Source organism: Slackia isoflavoniconvertens (assembly GCF_003725955.1).
GTDB lineage: Bacteria > Actinomycetota > Coriobacteriia > Coriobacteriales > Eggerthellaceae > Slackia > Slackia isoflavoniconvertens.
This window is the reverse complement of record NZ_QIBZ01000015.1, coordinates 23890-41030: the sequence shown is the minus strand read 5'-3', so window position 1 is coordinate 41030 and position 17141 is coordinate 23890. Positions and strand designations below refer to the sequence as shown.

At 57.1% G+C, this 17141-nt stretch carries 13 protein-coding genes; 9 read left to right on the top strand and 4 right to left on the bottom strand.

Annotated features, from left to right (window positions below):
- Positions 1–124 precede the first annotated feature (124 nt).
- Positions 125–2152 (bottom strand): heavy metal translocating P-type ATPase, encoded by a 2028-nt coding sequence (locus DMP05_RS08000; RefSeq protein ID WP_244595099.1) that lies wholly within the window; start codon positions 2150–2152, stop codon positions 125–127.
- A gap of 78 nt (positions 2153–2230) precedes the next feature.
- Complete coding sequence (locus DMP05_RS07995; protein WP_123219948.1) at positions 2231–2488, bottom strand: DUF6110 family protein; 258 nt, start codon at positions 2486–2488, stop codon at positions 2231–2233.
- A 137-nt stretch (positions 2489–2625) separates the two neighbouring features.
- On the opposite strand from DMP05_RS07995, the gene DMP05_RS07990 reads away from it, so the two are divergent.
- Positions 2626–3021: a heavy-metal-associated domain-containing protein gene (locus tag DMP05_RS07990; protein WP_244595098.1), complete on the top strand. Its 396-nt coding sequence runs from the start codon at positions 2626–2628 to the stop codon at positions 3019–3021.
- 235 nt (positions 3022–3256) lie between these two features.
- Here the strand turns inward: DMP05_RS07990 and DMP05_RS07985 are convergent, their stop codons facing one another.
- Positions 3257–4201, bottom strand: coding sequence for an SGNH/GDSL hydrolase family protein (locus tag DMP05_RS07985; protein ID WP_123219947.1), 945 nt, complete (start codon positions 4199–4201; stop codon positions 3257–3259).
- A 138-nt stretch (positions 4202–4339) separates the two neighbouring features.
- Entirely contained in the window at positions 4340–5764 is a 1425-nt protein-coding gene (locus DMP05_RS07980) for an aminopeptidase (protein ID WP_123219946.1), read from the bottom strand.
- A gap of 198 nt (positions 5765–5962) precedes the next feature.
- Here DMP05_RS07980 and DMP05_RS07975 point away from each other — a divergent pair, with 198 nt between their 5' ends.
- From DMP05_RS07975 to mnmA, 8 genes are all read left to right on the top strand, one after another.
- A complete protein-coding gene (locus DMP05_RS07975; RefSeq protein ID WP_123219968.1) occupies positions 5963–6958 on the top strand; it encodes a helix-turn-helix transcriptional regulator in 996 nt (331 codons plus the stop codon).
- 316 nt (positions 6959–7274) lie between these two features.
- On the top strand, positions 7275–8792 hold the full coding sequence (locus tag DMP05_RS07970) for an IMP dehydrogenase (protein ID WP_114614554.1): 1518 nt from the start codon (positions 7275–7277) through the stop codon (positions 8790–8792).
- Between the two features lie 272 nt (positions 8793–9064).
- Positions 9065–10180: a coiled-coil domain-containing protein gene (locus tag DMP05_RS07965; protein ID WP_244595097.1), complete on the top strand. Its 1116-nt coding sequence runs from the start codon at positions 9065–9067 to the stop codon at positions 10178–10180.
- Positions 10181–10484: 304 nt separating this feature from the next.
- Positions 10485–13055, top strand: a complete 2571-nt coding sequence (gene leuS / locus DMP05_RS07960) for a leucine--tRNA ligase (RefSeq protein WP_123219945.1) — start codon at positions 10485–10487, stop codon at positions 13053–13055.
- Between the two features lie 333 nt (positions 13056–13388).
- Positions 13389–14030, top strand: a complete 642-nt coding sequence (locus DMP05_RS07955) for a SanA/YdcF family protein (RefSeq protein WP_123219944.1) — start codon at positions 13389–13391, stop codon at positions 14028–14030.
- Positions 14031–14129: 99 nt separating this feature from the next.
- Entirely contained in the window at positions 14130–14456 is a 327-nt protein-coding gene (locus DMP05_RS07950) for a gamma-glutamyl-gamma-aminobutyrate hydrolase family protein (protein ID WP_161957506.1), read from the top strand.
- A 132-nt stretch (positions 14457–14588) separates the two neighbouring features.
- Positions 14589–15722 (top strand): cysteine desulfurase family protein, encoded by a 1134-nt coding sequence (locus tag DMP05_RS07945; protein WP_123219942.1) that lies wholly within the window; start codon positions 14589–14591, stop codon positions 15720–15722.
- A gap of 60 nt (positions 15723–15782) precedes the next feature.
- Positions 15783–16949 (top strand): tRNA 2-thiouridine(34) synthase MnmA, encoded by a 1167-nt coding sequence (mnmA, locus tag DMP05_RS07940; protein ID WP_123219941.1) that lies wholly within the window; start codon positions 15783–15785, stop codon positions 16947–16949.
- The last annotated feature ends 192 nt before the right edge of the window (positions 16950–17141 follow it).

Genomic DNA, 17141 nt, shown 5'->3' with positions numbered 1-17141 from the left:
AATTAGGTTTCTATTAGATACCAAGCATATGTTTAGTAATCTAATATCAAAATAGCATCTGGTATTAAAAAGAAACTATTACCGTGAAAATAATGGGCGTCCGTTAGGGCGCCCATTATGTTGCTTAGGCTTTCTTTGGTGGCAAATAAGCCTTGGTGTTGTTGAGGCTGAACAAAATCGTTGAAGCATTGTGCAAAAGCGACGAAGTTTGCGGTGTGATGATGCCAGCGATGCCGAGCGCTAGCAAGGCGGAATTGGTAATCATGACCTTGCTGTATGACCCGTTGAGCCTGCTGACGAGGCCCTGGCTCATCTTGCGCAGGCGCACGACGGCTTGCAGATCGGTATCGGACAAAATGATATCGGCAACTTCCTTGGCGATATCGCTGCCACCACCCATGGCAAGACCTACGTCGGCGCGGCCAAGCGCCGGCGAATCGTTTACGCCGTCGCCAACCATGGCGACGCAGCGACCTTCGCTCTTGACGCGGTCAACATAGGCGAACTTATCTTCGGGTAGCAAGTCGGCTTGGAATTCGTCGATGCCCGCCTCAGAAGCGATGCGCGCAGCGGTGCGTGCGGAATCGCCCGTGAGCATGACGATATGCTTGAATCCTAAATTGCGAAGTTCGGCAACGGACTCTTTCACGCCGGATTTCAAAGGGTCTTCGATTCCCAGCACGCCAACGACTTCGCTATCGACGGCCAAGAATAAAGGCGACAGGCCTTCCATTTCGGTCTCGACGCGAGAAAGTGTCTCGGGGTCCAAATGCGCATGCTCGTCATCGAAGACGAAGTGCGCCGACCCGATGACGGCGCGTTTGCCGTCAAGTGCCGAAGCGATGCCATGCGCGACGACGTACTCCACGGCCGCGTGGCGCTCGCGATGCTCAAGCCCTCGTTCTTGGGCGGCGGCAACCACGGCGCGGGCGACGGGGTGGGGGAAATGCTCCTCCAAACACGCCGCAAAACGCAGCACTTCATCTTCGCTCCACCCGTCGGTGGGGATGACGCGCGCGAGTTTCGGCTGTGCCTCGGTGAGCGTGCCCGTCTTATCGAATATGATGGTGTCCGCTTTGGCGAACGCTTCGAAGTATTTCGCTCCTTTGACCATGACGCCGGCTTTGGCAGCATTGCTCATGGCAGTCATTACGGCGATAGAGCCAGTGAGCTTCAGCGCGCATGAGTAATCGACCATAAGCGCGGCCGACGTTTTCACAAGGCTGCGCGTAGAAAGCGCCACAAGTCCCGCGAGCAGGAAGTTCCAAGGCACAATCTTGTTCGCCAGGTTTTCCATGCGCGATTGGCCTTCCGATTTCAGCGAATCGGCGGCTTCGACGAGCGAAACGATCGATCGAAGCTTGGTTTGAGACGTGTTGGCGCGCACGCGCACCAAGATTTCGCCATCTTCGACGACGGTGCCAGCGAACACGTCATCACCAACGGTGCGCTCGACCGCGAGTGGCTCTCCTGTCAGGGTGGCTTGGTTTACCATGGCGCAGCCATGTTCCACCACGCCATCGATGCAAATAGACATGCCAGTGCGCACGGCTACCAAATCGCCAGGCATAAGCTCGCTTGCCGGAACGCTGGTTTCGGTGTCGCCAATCACTTTTTGCGCCTTGTCGGGCACATCGAGAAGTGAATTGATGAGCTCGTTTTCGCTCATGGTGCGCGTGTAATCTTCGAGCAGCTCGCCCACGTTCAACAAGAACATGGTTTGCGACGCCGTGTCGAAATCGCGTTTCACGAACGAAATGCCAATTGCCGATGCGTCAAGCACGGGTACGGTAAGGCGCGAGCGCGACAGCTCGAACAGCGCGGCGCGCAAGAACGGCAGGAAGCTGACTACCGTGCACACGGCGCGAATGGGCGCGGGCAAGAACCATTTGCGTGCATAGCGGGCGCCAATAAGAACAGCCAGGTTCATGAACAGCGCATGCGTTCGCGGCTCGAATTGCACGGAATAGCCGGTTTTTGCATCGGCGATTTTCTCGGCGTTGATTTCGCAGAGCGCATCGAGCACGTTTGTGCGTTTGGGTGCCTCGAAGTCGACCGACATCTGACCGATGCGTCCGTAAAGCTGCACGCGGCGCACGCCGTCGATTTCTTTGGTGAGTTTGATAAGCGCGTCGAGGTCCTCTTCAGGCACAGGGCCCGCCAATTTCAGGCGGGCCCTGCCAGGGATCTCTTTGATTATCGAGAACTTCATGACGAATGCCGTAAGGCTTTATTCGGCGGAAGGCTCCGAATCGGCCTTGGCGGCTTTGGCGTCGCTCGTGAGGTACGTGGCCTCGGCGACCAGATCGTCGACTTCGGCTTTTGCCTGTTCAACCATATCCTGATAGCAGTTCTTTGCACGCAGGCCGCATGCGATGCCATGCACATAGGCCTTCTTTGCGGGCGCACTCGTAAGCGCCTTGATGCCTGCGGTTCCCAGCAGGAAGCCGCCGCCGACGAGCAGGGTGTTGAATGTAGCCTTCTTCATGTTTGTCCTCTTTCGAATCGCGAATGCGTTTATGCATGAACGATGTTCGCTCATGCATACTTTTTGTAAAAGTAAGAGTAGTGTTACACTTTGCGAAAGTCAATGAAAGTAAACTCGATGTTAAGGAAGATTTACATATGGAAGGCATGAATGTTCAGACGGCAGTTTTGCTGGCGGTCATCGTCGTGGGCATGGTCTTCGCCGCGCGACGCATGTATCGTGTGTTTTCGCTGAAGGACGATTGTTGCGGCGGCGGTGCGAAAGACTCGTCGAAGAAATTCAAGGCGCAGCGCGTGAGCGATACGAACGAGGCGAACTACAAGCATGCGCTCGATTTGAGGATTGGTGGAATGACCTGCGAGAAATGCGTCGAGAACGTGCAGAATGCCATCAATTCCGTTGATGCGGGCAATGTGTGGGCTCGTGTCGATTTGGGCTCGAAGACGGCGCATATTCTTTCGAAGAACGCCCTTGACCAGGCTTCTGTTGAGAAAGCGGTTGAAGCGGCGGGGTATTTCGTAAGTCGTCGATAGGGTGGTGCCAATCGAGCTTCGCTTCGGCCTTCGCGCATTCCGCAATGCGGCGCGATCGTCGTACGCGGCTGGGATTGGCGGCTGCCAGCATTTCGCTTGAGCGGTTTCAAGCGAGTTTTGAAGTTGCTGCGCAATTGAAGGAACTGCCTAGATGCGCGCTTGTTGCGCTTAGATAAAACGAAGGCGCCGGCTCCTCGGAAAAACGAGGGCCGGCGCCTTTTTGAAGCGTGCATGCCTAGTTGTCGCACATAAGCAGCCAGGCATTGTTCGGCGCCATGGCATGCTCGCAGAAGCTGCAGGGCTTATCGGCGCACAGCGGCGCGCTGCGCCACAGGGCGGCGTCTTCCCATTCGCTGAGCAGTTCGGCGGGCAGCATGCTTTGCGAAACTGTGGCAAGCTCGCGTGCACCGCGTCCAAGGGCGGCGTCAATTTCCGCTTCATGCTCCATCGACCAGGCGAACATGCCGGCGAGTTGGCGCATGCCTCGTGCGGTGGGGTGCGTGCCTTCAATTGCTTCGTAGTCCATGCCGCAGGCGAAGGCGTCGGCCACATGAGCGCCGGCTTCATGGGCGGCTGCGCGAATGGCGTCGTTGTATTCGGCAAAGGGAACGCCGCGGAAATCGTAAGCGAACTGCGGTTTTACATGGCCCGCAATGCGCCCGGGAACGAGTGTGACGCACCAGATTTCAGTTTCGGGGCAGCGTGCGCGAAGGCGTGCGAGCATCGAAGCATAGGCGGTTTTGAAACGGTCGATTTGACCGGGTGCTGCAAGTTCGGCAAGAACCTTCTCGACGGGTGCTTGTGCGGAAAGCTCAGCAGGGCAGGCCGATCCATGGCCGTCAGCATTCATTTCCGCGCCGCCCCAGCCGTAGTCGTTGATGCCGATGAAACATACGATGGCGTCGGGGGCTTCGCCCTCATCGCCCAGAATCGCGTCTGCGCGCGCATCGGAATCGCCGGCAGGGAAGAACCCGCCTTCCACGAGGCTTCCCGAAAACGAGTCGTTTTTCAAAAGCGAACCGCCAAAATGGTCGATGAGCAGGTGCCACCATGTTTGTTCGACATGCGTAACGCCCGTTTTCTCCAATCTCTCGTCGGAGTAGAACACGTCGAAGCCCGGCGGGTTCCACCCGTCGAATGTGGAGATGGAATCGCCGAGGATCGAAAACGTTTTTGCCACCAGATTGCTCCTTGGGTCGGTTGCTTGGTCGTGCGTGCAAACGCACACGACCCACGCGGCGGGCGCGCGGGTCGATTTGTGCTCATATAAAAGGGGCGCGAAACGACGGATTAAGCCGAGCGTTTCGCGCGTGTAGCGCTAAGCGTATTTCAGGAATGCGCGGTAGGCTTTCAGCGCTTCATATATGTCGGCCTTATCGACCACTTCCCACGGCGCATGCATCGAGAGCACCGGCACGCCACAGTCGATGACATTCATGCCGTATTCGGCCAGAATGTAGGCGATAGTTCCACCGCCGCCCACGTCGACGCGGCCGAGCTCGGCGGTTTGGAACGCGGCGTTGCCCTTGTCCATGATGGAGCGAATCTTGGCCATGTATTCAGCGTTCGCGTCGTTCGAACCGCTTTTGCCGCGCGCACCGGTGAACTTGTTGAACACCACGCCGCGGCCCAGATAGGCGGCGTTCTTCGTTTCGAAAGCGCTCGCATAGCTGGGGTCGAAGCCCGCAGACACGTCGCTCGAAAGCATGGAGGAATTCGCGAGGCAACGACGCAGCGGCAAATCGCCTGCCTGGCCAGCAAGGTCCATGAGTTCGGCGATGGTGTTCTCGAAGAACATCGATGTCATGCCCGTAGCGCCCACGCTGCCGATTTCTTCCTTATCGACCAAAATGCAGATGCCCGTTTTCTCAAGGTCGCTCGCCTCAAGCTGCGCGACCAAGCTGGGGAAGGCGCATACGCGATCGTCGTGGCCGTAGCCGAGCACCATGGAGCGGTCGAAGCCCAGCTCGCGTGCGCGGCCGGCGGGAACGACCTCGAGCTCGCTCGAAAGGAAGTCCTCTTCTTCCATGCCGTATTTCTCGGCGAGCAGCGCGAGCATGGTCGCTTTCACGGGTTCTTTTTCCGCGAGCTTCTCGAGTTCGGTTTTCTCGGCGTTTTCCTTATCTTCCGTCTTTGCGGCAGGGCGGCCACCTGCGAGCACGTCGAGGTTTTCGCCTTCGACAACCTCAGAGGCCTTCTTCTGCATTTGGTCGTTGGCGAGGTGAATGAGCAGGTCAGTGATACAGAACACGGGGTCGCCCGCGTCTTCGCCCACATTCACGCGCTCAACGCTGCCGTCTTTTTTCGCGATAACGCCGTGAATGGCGAGCGGCAGCGTGACCCATTGGTACTTCTTGATGCCGCCGTAGTAATGCGTGTCGAGCAGCGCCAAATCGCCCGATTCGTAGAGCGGGTTTTGCTTGATATCCAAACGCGGGCTGTCGACGTGCGCGCCCAGAATGTTTAGGCCGTCCTGCATGGGACGGCTGCCGATGTGCGCCAAGATGATGGTTTTGCCGTACAGCTCGGCGTAGACCTTGTCGCCCGCAACAAGTTGCTTGCCCGCGGCACGCGCCTCGTCGAGCGAAACGTAACCCGCCTCGCGCGCCTGTTCGATGGCGGTCGCCACGCATTCGCGCTCGGTTTTGTTGGCGCTGATGAAATCGATGTAGTCGGTCGCGAGCTTCTCGAGCTCGGCCAGCTGCGGCTCGTCGTATGCGAGCCATGCGTTCTTGTGCTCCAAAGCAGTTCCTTTCGCTTGGGAATTCTCACAAGCGCATTATAGAAGGGAATGGGCGCGGCGGCGTGTCGGCGGCGAAACGAAACAGAATGGTCTTAACCGAAAGCCTTCTTCGGTGTGTACACCACAAGGGACACTCATCTTCTTTTTCGGAATATAATTGTTTCGAGCAAAGCATGGGCGTTGGCGATTGGAGCGAACATGGCCGAAGTTGTCGCAAGCAAATTGAAGCTGTTGCATTTGGCTCGCATTTTCGAGCGCGAGACCGACGACGGTCACGGCCTTACCGCGCCGCAAATCATCGGAAAGCTCGCCGAGGTCGGCGTGAATGTCGAACGTAAAACCTTGTATCGTGATATCGATTGTTTGCGTGCATTCGGCTACAACATTCTGAAGTACAATCGCGCGCCCGTCGAATACGGCTTGGCCACGCGCGATTTCCAAGAGCAAGAGCTGCTGCTTCTGGCCGATGCCGTGCAGTCGTCGAAATTCCTTACCGAAAGCAAGAGTCGCTCCCTCGTCGAAGGCATCGGAAAGCTCGGCAGCAAATACATGGACGAAAACCTGCGAAAGCAGGTGCACGTCGAGGGCCGTATCAAGAGCCAAAACGAGTCGGTGTTCTACAACATCGACGCCATTCAGCGCGCGATATCGCTTCGCCGCAAAATCGAATTCCGCTATTTCAAATACGACGAGCATAAGAAGCGCGTTACGAGCAAGCATGGGGATGGAAGCGAGATATATAAAGAAACCCCTGTTCAGCTTGCATATATGGACGATGAATACTATCTCATTGTATGGAATGACAAATACGCCGGTTTCACTCATTACCGCGTCGATAGAATGCAGAACCTCGAGGTGTCGAGTGAAACGGCCACGCGCAACGATGAGATATCATCATTTGACGTGGCCAAGCATCAGCAGCGTGTATTCGGCATGTTCCATGGCGAATCGGTCGGTGTCACGCTGCTCGTGCGCGGGTCTGTGATGAGTGCGATTGTCGACCGTTTCGGTAAAGATGTCGAAGTGCTGCCTGCGGAAGACGGTTGGGCGCGCGTGTGCGTGACGGTTATGGCCGCGCCCACGTTTTACGGGTGGCTCGCGACGTTCGGGTCGAGCGTGCAAATCGAAGAGCCGCAGTCGTTGCGCCAGGCATATGCGGGATACCTATCGGCAATCCTGGAGAATTACCAGTAAGGGTCCACGCCGAAAGCGTGGTTGAGTTGTAGTGTGAGGGGTTTTCGTGGCTGAATGCTGTAGGTGTCACCGTCGACTCGGCGTGCTGTCCAAAATCGACGAGATCATTTGGGCGGAATTCGATGAATAACCGCTCATGGGCGTTTTCTTGCCTTTCGCCCTTGGCCAGTGTCGTTTCGTCGCCTTATTGCTGCATCCCGCCCTTCAGTTTCGTGCGTCCTTTGAATTTGTTTGGAGCTATGGCATTCGCGCGTTGGGGGCGCATATAATATTCCGTTAACGTTCCGGAAAACACACAAACCGAAGGAGACATCAGATGGCGTTCTACTACGAGGAACCCTCGCGTACGTTCAATGAGTATTTGCTGGTCCCGGGCCACACCCCGGCGTCCTGCATCCCTGCGAAGGTTGACTTGAAAACGCCGCTGGTGCGTTACCGCAAGGGTCAGGAAGAGTGCCCCATTTCGCTGAACATCCCCATGGTGTCGGCAATTATGGCCGCTGTTTCTGACGACCACATGGCTGTTGCCCTCGCCACTGAAGGTGGCATTTCGTTTATTTACGGCAACCAGACCATCGAGAGCGAAGCGGCCATGGTCGCTCGCGTGAAGGCGTACAAGGCCGGCTTCGTCGTTTCCGACACCAACCTTTCGCCCGACACCACGCTCGAGGAAGTCGTCGCCCTGAAGGAGCAAACCGGCCATTCCACCATGCCCGTCACCGATAACGGCCAGGCTGGCGGCAAGCTGCTCGGCATCGTTACCGAGCGCGACTATCGCCTTTCGCGCATGTCGCTCGACACCAAGGTTTCCGAGTTCATGACTCCCCGCGAGAATCTCGTGGTTGCTACCGAAGGCACCTCGCTCAAGGAAGCCAACGACATCATCTGGGATCACAAGCTCAACAGCCTGCCTATCGTCGACGCGAACGATAACCTGTGCTACCTCGTGTTCCGTCAAGACTACGACACCCATAAGGAAAACCCGCTCGAGCTGCTCGACAACGAGAAGCGCTACCTGGTTGGCGCGGGCATCAACTCCCGCGACTACGCCGAGCGTGTTCCCGCTCTGGTCGAGGCTGGCGCCGACGTTTTGTGCATCGACTCTTCCGAGGGCTATTCTGACTGGCAGAAGATGACCATCGAATGGGTGCGCGAGCACTACGGCAACGATGTGAAAATCGGTGCCGGCAACGTTGTCGACCGCGAAGGCTTCCGCTTCCTCGCCGAGGCTGGCGCCGACTTCATCAAGGTCGGTATCGGTGGCGGTTCCATCTGCATCACCCGTGAGACCAAGGGTATCGGCCGTGGCCAGGCTACCGCGACCATCGAAGTCGCCAAGGCTCGTGACGAGTACTTCGAGGAGACCGGCATCTACGTGCCCATCTGCTCTGATGGCGGCATCGTGTACGACCACCACATCTCGCTCGCGCTCGCCATGGGCGCCGACTTCGTGATGCTCGGCCGTTACTTCGCGCGTTTCGACGAGTCCCCGTCGGCCAAAGTCATGGTCAACGGCACCTACATGAAGGAATACTGGGGCGAGGGTTCTGCCCGCGCTCGCAACTGGGGCCGTTACGACCTCGGCGGCAAGAAGAGCCTTTCCTTCGAAGAGGGCGTCGACTCGTACGTGCCTTACGCTGGCAGCCTGAAGGACAACATTGCCGTTACGCTGCTCAAGATCAAGTCCACGATGTGCAACTGCGGCGCGCTCACGATTCCTGAGTTCCGCGACAAGGCGAAGCTCACTACCGTGTCTTCGACCTCCATCGTCGAGGGCGGTGCTCACGACGTTTTGCTGAAAGACAAGACGCCGTACGCTTCTCGCGTCCGCTAAAAGCTGCGTTTTGAACAAATAACAGCACGGAAAGCGACCCCTCGGGGTCGCTTTTTACATGGGCAAACGTTACTAATGTGGGGTGTGAACTACTCGCATTGACTTTACCAGGGAGTTTGTTCAAAATAGGCGGTTGTGTTTCTTTCCCACACGATTCGTGGGTATAGGAAGGCGGGTTTCCGCCACTGCTAATGGCGCATTGAGCGCGGTTGGCGGCGTAGAGAAAAACGACGAAAGCGGTTTATATCAAAACCTTTTCCAACATAACGGCGTTGCTGCTCGCGGGCGTTCTGTCCGCTGGCTCGCTGACCTTCGCGTGCGCCGCACCCGCCTATGCCGACGAGGTGAGTGACGCCCAGAACGCGCTCAGTGCCGCCGAAGCTCGCATGTCTCAAATTGCTTCGGAGCATGAAGCTCTTGTTAAGCAGGCAGAGGAATTGCAGCAGCAAATCGATGAGGCCACTCAGGGCGTGATGGACGCGCAGGCGGCTGCTCAGACCGGTCGAAACAAGCTTGGCATCTATGCCACTCAGGAGTACAAAACAGGCGGCATCTCACTTATTAAAGTATTGCTCGAGTCGCAAAGCATCTCTGATCTCGTGAATAACATGCAGTATTTCGATGCGATTCAGGAAGACCAAGCTCGTCAAATCGCAGAGCAGAAGCAGCTCGAAGCTACGCTTAACGACGCCCTCGACGATTTGAACAAGAAAAAAGACGAACAGGTCAAGGCCATTTCCGATGCCGAAGCCAAGCAAACCGAAGCTCAGCAGGTCGTGGCCCAGGCCACCGCGCACTTAAGCGATGCCCAGGCTGCTGCCGAAGCCGCTCGTTTGGCCGAGCTGCAAAAGCAGGCTGAAGCGCTGAAGGCCCAGCAGGAAGCCCAATCTCAAACCGAGCAAGCCCCTGCGGAGGAATCGAAGGGCGCCGCCGAAAAAGCGGAGGAATCTGGCAACGGCGCTGCGTCGAATTCCGGCAACCAATCTTCAAGCGGCTCGTCGAGCGGATCGAGCAACTCGAACGGTTCAAGCTCGAACAATTCCAATTCCTCGAATACGAGCACCTCGGGTTGGCAGTCTGGCGTTGTTTCCGCCTACGGCTCAACGAGCGATGGCACGCTGGGCGCCCACACCGCGACGGGCGCAATCGTCAGCGAAAGCTCTATGGGCGTGGCTGTCCCTATGTCTATGCCCAACTACCGATCCTATTTTGGGCGCTCGGTCGAAATCAGCTATGGTGGCCGCACGGTTGTCGCCGTGGTGAACGACTGCGGTGGCCTGGGCGGTGGCTCCCGTGCGCTCGATTTGCAGCCTGGTGTATGGAAGGCCCTTGGCGCGAGCAGCTGTTTCGATTGGGGCGTGCGCACCGTTTCTTACCGTTTCCTGTAGGGGCAAGTGCCCGCATCGTTAGGGGCTACGCCGCCCGCTTCTTTACGCAATGGAACACTATGTAAAGAAAGGGCGGTCTCGATCAATGCGTTTCCCAATGCGTATCGCACGGCGGGCTGGCGAGCGGTTCCATATTCAATCCAAGCCCGAGCTCGTTGAATTTCATTTGAATATTTTCTATTGAGCTGAATTAGCGTCCGCGTTTGCGGACGTTTTTTTGTACGGAGCGCAAAGGCGCGTTACAATAGTCAAATTATCGTTGCGCATGCGTATGCGCTGAAGTTCCGGATTAGCAGGAGCACACATGAAGGAATACAACCCTCTCGAGATCGAGCCGCGTTGGCAAGCGGCTTGGGAAGAAAGCGGCATCAACAAGGTGCATGAAGAAGACGGGCGTCCCAAGAAGTACATCTTGGAAATGTTCCCGTATCCCTCGGGTGACATTCACATGGGCCACGCCCGCAACTATTCGATTGGCGACGTTATTGCTCGCTACTATCGCATGAAGGGCTTCGACGTTTTGCACCCCATGGGTTGGGATGCCTTTGGCCTGCCTGCAGAAAATGCTGCCATCAAGCACCACAGCCATCCTGCCAAATGGACGTATGCCAACATCGAAACCCAGAAGGCCAGCTTTAAGCGCATGGGCTTTTCCTATGACTGGGACCGCACCGTTGTTGCGTGCGACCCTGAGTACTATCGCTGGGGTCAGTGGATTTTCGAGAAATTCTGGGAGCGCGGCCTCGTCGAGCGTCGCAACTCTCCTGTGAACTGGTGCCCGGGTTGCCAGACTGTTCTGGCGAACGAACAGGTTATCGAGGGCCGTTGCTGGCGCTGCGATTCTGAAATCGAGAAGCGCGACCTCACGCAGTGGTATCTGAAGATCACCGACTATGCGCAGGAATTGCTTGACGACCTTGACCAGCTTGAAGGCTGGCCTGAGCGCGTGAAGCAGCAGCAGTCCAACTGGATTGGCCGCTCCGAGGGCGCCGAGGTCGACTTCGTGCTGTGCGATAAAGACGGCAACGTGCCCGCCGAGCCCGCTGAAGACGACATCATCACCGTGTTCACCACGCGTGCCGACACGCTGTTTGGCGCGAGCTTCTTCGTGCTTGCTCCTGAATACAAGGGTCTTGCGGCGCTTGTCGAGGGCACCGAATACGAGAAGCCGGTTATGGACCTCGTCGAGGCCTCCAAGAAGATCACCGCGGTGCAACGCGCCCAGGGTGACCACGAAAAGCACGGAGAGTTCACCGGCCGTTACGCGGTCAATCCCATCAATGGCGAAAAGCTGCCCATCTGGGTTGCCGACTATGTCGTTGCCGATTACGGCACGGGTGCCGTTATGGCTGTTCCATGCGGTGACCAGCGCGACTTTGAATTCGCTCGCAAATATGATTTGCCCATCATTCCCATCATCTTGGGTGATGACGACCCGCTGTTCGAGCAGCTGAAAGACGAGCAGAATCGCGTGGTTACTTCGGTCGATTGGCCCGAGGCCTACGCTGCTGAAGGCACGCTTGTGCAGTCGGGCAAATACACCGGCATGACCGGCGGCAAGCATTCCGAGGGCGAGGCGGCCATCGTCGCCGAGCTCGAGGCTATGGGCCGCGGCCGTCGCAAGGTGGAATTCCGCCTGCGCGACTGGCTTATTTCTCGTCAGCGCTATTGGGGCAATCCCATTCCGGCAATCCATTGCCCGAAATGCGGCGTTGTGCCCGTTCCTGAGGAAGATTTGCCCGTGCGCCTTCCCGAGGATATCGATCTTTCCGCTGGTGAGACGCTTGCCACGCATGAAGAATTCGCGAAGTGCACGTGCCCGAAGTGTGGTGGCGAAGCTCGCCGCGAGACCGATACCATGGACACGTTTACGTGCTCGAGCTGGTATTACATGCGCTATACCGATCCCCATAACACCGAGCGCCCGTTCGATTCCGATAAGGCGAACTCGTGGCTGCCCGTCGACCAATACATTGGCGGCATTGAGCACGCTATTCTGCACCTGCTCTACAGCCGCTTCTTCACGAAGGTGCTGCGCGACGAGGGCATGCTGAACTTCGATGAACCGTTCACGAATCTGCTGTGCCAGGGCATGGTGCTCGACGAGCACGGCGACGTTATGTCGAAGTCGAAGGGCAACGTTATTTCGCCTGAAGACATGATTGCCGCCTACGGTGCCGATGCCGTGCGCTGCTACATTCTGTTCATGGCTCCGCCCGACAAGGAGCTGCTGTGGAATGAAGACGGCCTTGCGGGCCTGTACAAGTTCCTGAACCGCGTGTGGCGCGCTGTGTACGACCTGAAGCGCGAGGCGGGCGAGGATACGCTGTTTAACGGCGGCTCCAAGCTGAATGCCGCCGACGCCTTCAAGACGTTGATGCGCGAGCGCCATCGTGTGGTGGGCAAAGTGTCCGATGACATCGACCGCAACAACTTCAACACCGCGATTGCTGCCATCATGGAGCTCGTGAACAGCACGAACGACTTCCTGCGTGCTGCCGGCGCCGAAGAGCGCGCTGCCAACGCCGAGTGGGCTGCTGGTTGCGACGAGGTTGCCGAAGTCATTGTGAAGCTGCTTGCTCCGTTTGCTCCGCACTGGGCCGAAGAGCTGTGGACTACGGTGCTTGGCAACGAGCCCAGCATCCATAACCAGCCGTGGCCCGAGTTTGATCCCGAGAAGGCCAAGGCCGATGAGGTTGAGCTTGCTGTGCAAATCAACGGCAAGGTGAAGGCCCGCATCACGGTTGCCGCCGATTCTGCTGAGGAAGACATCATCGCCAAGGCGTTTGAGGCTGCCGCCAATGCCGTTGAGGGCAAGACGGTTGTCAAGAAGATCGTTATTCCCGGCCGCCTGGTGAATATCGTTGTGAAGTAAGAATACGTCGGCCTAACGGCCGACGTATTGCGCCGACGCTGCGCGGCAATCTGGCGGCGCATTTTGGGTTCAGCCTTCGGCTCGCGTACCGAAGTACGCTGAGCCCAGCTGAGCTGGGCGCGCCCGCTCGGGCGCATAGGCAGGAATTGAAAATGCCACAGGCATTTTCAACGCCCGAACTGCACCCGCCAGTGTGCCGCTCGCTGACTTCTAGTGCGAATGCATCTTTTATAAGCCGCTCCTGTGGGGGCGGCTTGCTTGTTTTTGGGAGACTTCGCGCGGCCGCGAAAAGGCGGCTTATTATGGGACGCTCAGGAAACGAAGGAGGTTTGCGTGCTTAAAGGTTTGTTCAAATTCGTGTTGGCAATTGCGGTTGCGGCGATTGTCGCCGTGGGCGGCATTAATGCGTGCGTTGTGCTGTCGGCGAATCCGGCCATTACGACGTTGGACAAATACGAGCAGTCCCGGGTCGCGTCATGCGACGCTATCGTCGTACTTGGGGCGAGCGTGCTGCCCGATGGCTCGCTTTCGCCTATTCTGCAAAAGCGTGTCGATGCGGCAATCGATTTGTATTTCAGGGGCGTGGCTCCCATTGTCGTTATGTCTGGCGACGGCCGCGAATCGAATTACGACGAACCAAACGCGATGAAGGCCTATGCCATTGCGCAGGGTGTTCCTGAATCGGCGATTTATTGCGACGGGGGCGGCTATCACACGTATGACACCATGTGGCGCGTTGCGAATGTATATGGCGCGCAAAGCGTGGCCATTGTCACGCAGAAATACCACCAATATCGCGCGGTGTTTGATGCGCAAGGCGTGGGTATGTCAGCCGTTGGCGTGGTGAGCGATACGGGCACCTATGATGACCAGGCCTATTACGATATTCGCGAGTGGCCCGCGCGCGTGCAGGATGCTATTTCGGTATGGACAGGCGCCGAACCCGACAATCCAGGCGAGGCTATAACGCTGTAAGGCTCTTTCGGTCTTTTACGGAAGCTATACCTTGACAAATTTCTCGAAATAAAGAAACCTATATCCCTAGTTAATATGTGGGTTTCAGAGGGCCGCATTTTGGAGACCGATCGCCTTGCTACGAATTTCATGCATCATCAGGGAGTGCGCACGGTGGCGCCCATGCTCGACCCTGTTGCATATGGCCCTGATGGGCTGGTAGAGGCGGTTGAGGTGCGTGACAGGTCGTTCATCATGGGGGTTCAGTGGCACCCTGAATTCTTTGCGGGCACGCGGAAAATGGGGTGTCTTTTCGCCTCGCTTGCGCAGGAAGATATTCGCTCACATACTGCGACGGTCGATGCGCGTGGGTGTTACCGTCTCAATATCAAGAAGGCTCCCGACGCAAGGTCGTGGCCGACAATGGAATATGCCGATGGTATTTAAAAGATGTTCGCATATATTTAGGATGTAGGTATCTAAAAGAAACTAGAAGCAAATTAACTTTAAGTATCAAAGAGATACCGATATAAAAATAATGCCTAGTACCTTAATAATGTAAGGTTTCGAAAAGTAACTATGATATATCTCGATAACGCCGCAACAACCGCATTGCACGAAAGCGTGCTTGAGCGAATGATGCCGTATTTCGGTGTCGACTTCGGCAATCCGGGGAGCGTGCACGCGGCGGGGCGTACGGCGCTGCATGCCGTGATGAATGCTCGCGCAACGGTTGCGGAATGCCTCGGTTGCACGCCGCGCCAAATCGTTTTTACTTCTGGCGGTACCGAAGCCGACAATCAGGCATTGGCAACGGGAGCTGAATTTGGCCGCAGGGCCCATCGAATGCGCATGGTTGCCTCGTCCATCGAGCATCCTGCAGTGCTCAGGGCGCTTGATTATTGGGAGGCCCAGGGCTTTGTGATTACGCTCGTCAATCCCGATGAGACAGGCGTCGTGAGCGCTCGAGCTATCGAGGCCGTTCTCGATGGCGATGTGTGTCTCGTGAGCGTCATGTCGGCGAACAATGAAACAGGCGTTTTGCAGCCCGTTGCCGAAATTGCGCAGGCGGCGCATGCTGCGGGCTCGCTTTTCCATACCGATGCCGTGCAGGCGGCTGGGCACGTGCGCCTCGATGCCGAAGCGTTGGGGGTCGATATGCTGTCGATTTCGGCGCACAAGTTCCATGGCCCCAAGGGAGTCGGCGCGTTGGTATGCCGTACGCGCGAAGGCGCCGAGTCTATCGTGTACGGCGGCGGTCAAGAGCGCGGCCGTCGTTCGGGCACGGAAAACGTGCCAGGCATCGTAGGCTTGGCTGCGGCGCTCGAAGAAGCGTGCGAAACCGTGGAAGAGAATGCAACTCGCGTGCGTGGTTTGCGCGATCGCCTTGAAGAGCAGCTTGAACAAATCGAGGGTGCATATGTCGTAGGAAAAGCGGCTCCACGCGTACCGGGCATTTCGAATGTATGTTTCGAAGGACTCGATCACCAGGTTCTTATTCCGCTGCTTGATGCACGAGGCGTGTGTGCGTCGGCGGGGTCGGCCTGTTCTGCGGGCGCGGTGAAAACTAGCCATGTGTTGCGCGCTATGGGCGTTTCGGAATCGCTCGCGAAAGGTGCTGTGCGCTTCTCGTTTTCTGTGGATACCACGCAAGAAGATGGAGACGCCGCGGCTGCCGCAATGCACGAAATCGCCATGTCGCTCAAGCGGTAAAATATCTGCGCCTGCCGTGAGCCGAAAACGGCGGAATGGAACCGATGAAGAAGGATAAATATGGCGAAATCTAAGGGGCGCGTGCTTGTTGCAATGAGCGGCGGCGTCGATTCGAGCGTGACGGCGTATCTGCTGCAGAGCCAAGGCTACGAATGCATCGGCGCTACCATGAAGCTGTACAACAACGATGCCATTAACAACGATGGCCATACCTGTTGCAGTCTCGATGACGTCGAAGATGCGCGCGACGTTGCGTTCCGCCTGGGAATTCCGCATTACGTGTTCGATTATTCTGCGGAGTTCGAAGACGAAGTCATGCGTCCTTTTGTGGAAGAGTACGAAGCGGGACATACTCCCAATCCGTGCATCGAATGCAATCGCCGCATGAAATTCAGTAGGCTTTTGCAGCGTGCCGAGGAACTGGGCTGCGATTTCATTGCTACCGGTCATTACGCTCGAATTGAGCGTGCGGGGCAAGATGTGTCGAGCGCCGCGAGCGTTGATGATGGTTCCGATTCGTGGGCGCGCGATTATGCGCCCGCAAGTGATGACGTTCGTTTCGAGTTGCGGCGCGGCCTTGATGCTACGAAGGACCAAAGCTACGTGCTCTCCTTCATGACACAAGACCAATTGGCTCACACGCTTCTGCCTCTCGGCAGCTTCACGAAGGCCCACGTGCGAGAAATCGCCGAAGAACAAGGCTTCATCAATGCGCAAAAACACGATAGCCAAGATATATGCTTCGTGCCCGATGGCGACTATCTGGGCTTTTTGGAACGCTACCGCGGCTCGTCGTACGAGCCGGGCGAGATCGTCGATGCTCAAGGCAAGGTGCTTGGCCAGCATAAGGGCGCCGTTGCTTATACCATTGGGCAGCGCAAGGGGCTCTGCATTGGAGGCGCTCCCGAGCCTTATTTTGTGCTGGGCAAGAACATGGCCGCCAACCAGGTAGTAGTGGGCCCGCGCGCGGAACTCTCGTCGCAAGGCTGCGTGGCCAAGAATTGGAACTGGGTTATGCCGCCCCTTTTGGCTGGTGAGACTATGAACGTGCAGGTGAAGGCGCATTATCGCCAATCTCCTATTCCTGCCGAACTCTCAATTGATGCTGATGGCTTGGTGCGCGCGGCGTACCTCGAACCTCGCCAAGCGGCCGCTCCTGGCCAGGCGCTCGTTGCCTACGTGGGCGATTCGGTGGCTGGCGGCGGCACCATTGTTGAAGCCTTCTAGGCGTTTTGCCGTGGCGCCATTCGATTTCGATTGTGCTTTGAAAAATGCCCGGTCTGCGCAGGTTTTCGGAGCGGGCACGAGTACGCCAGTATTTTGAGAAGATCTGACCTGGTGTTTGCTGCAATTGTCAATCGGCGAAGTCGAGCAACGAAGAAGAACCTGCGCAAATCGAGCTTTTTTTGATGTCGCTTG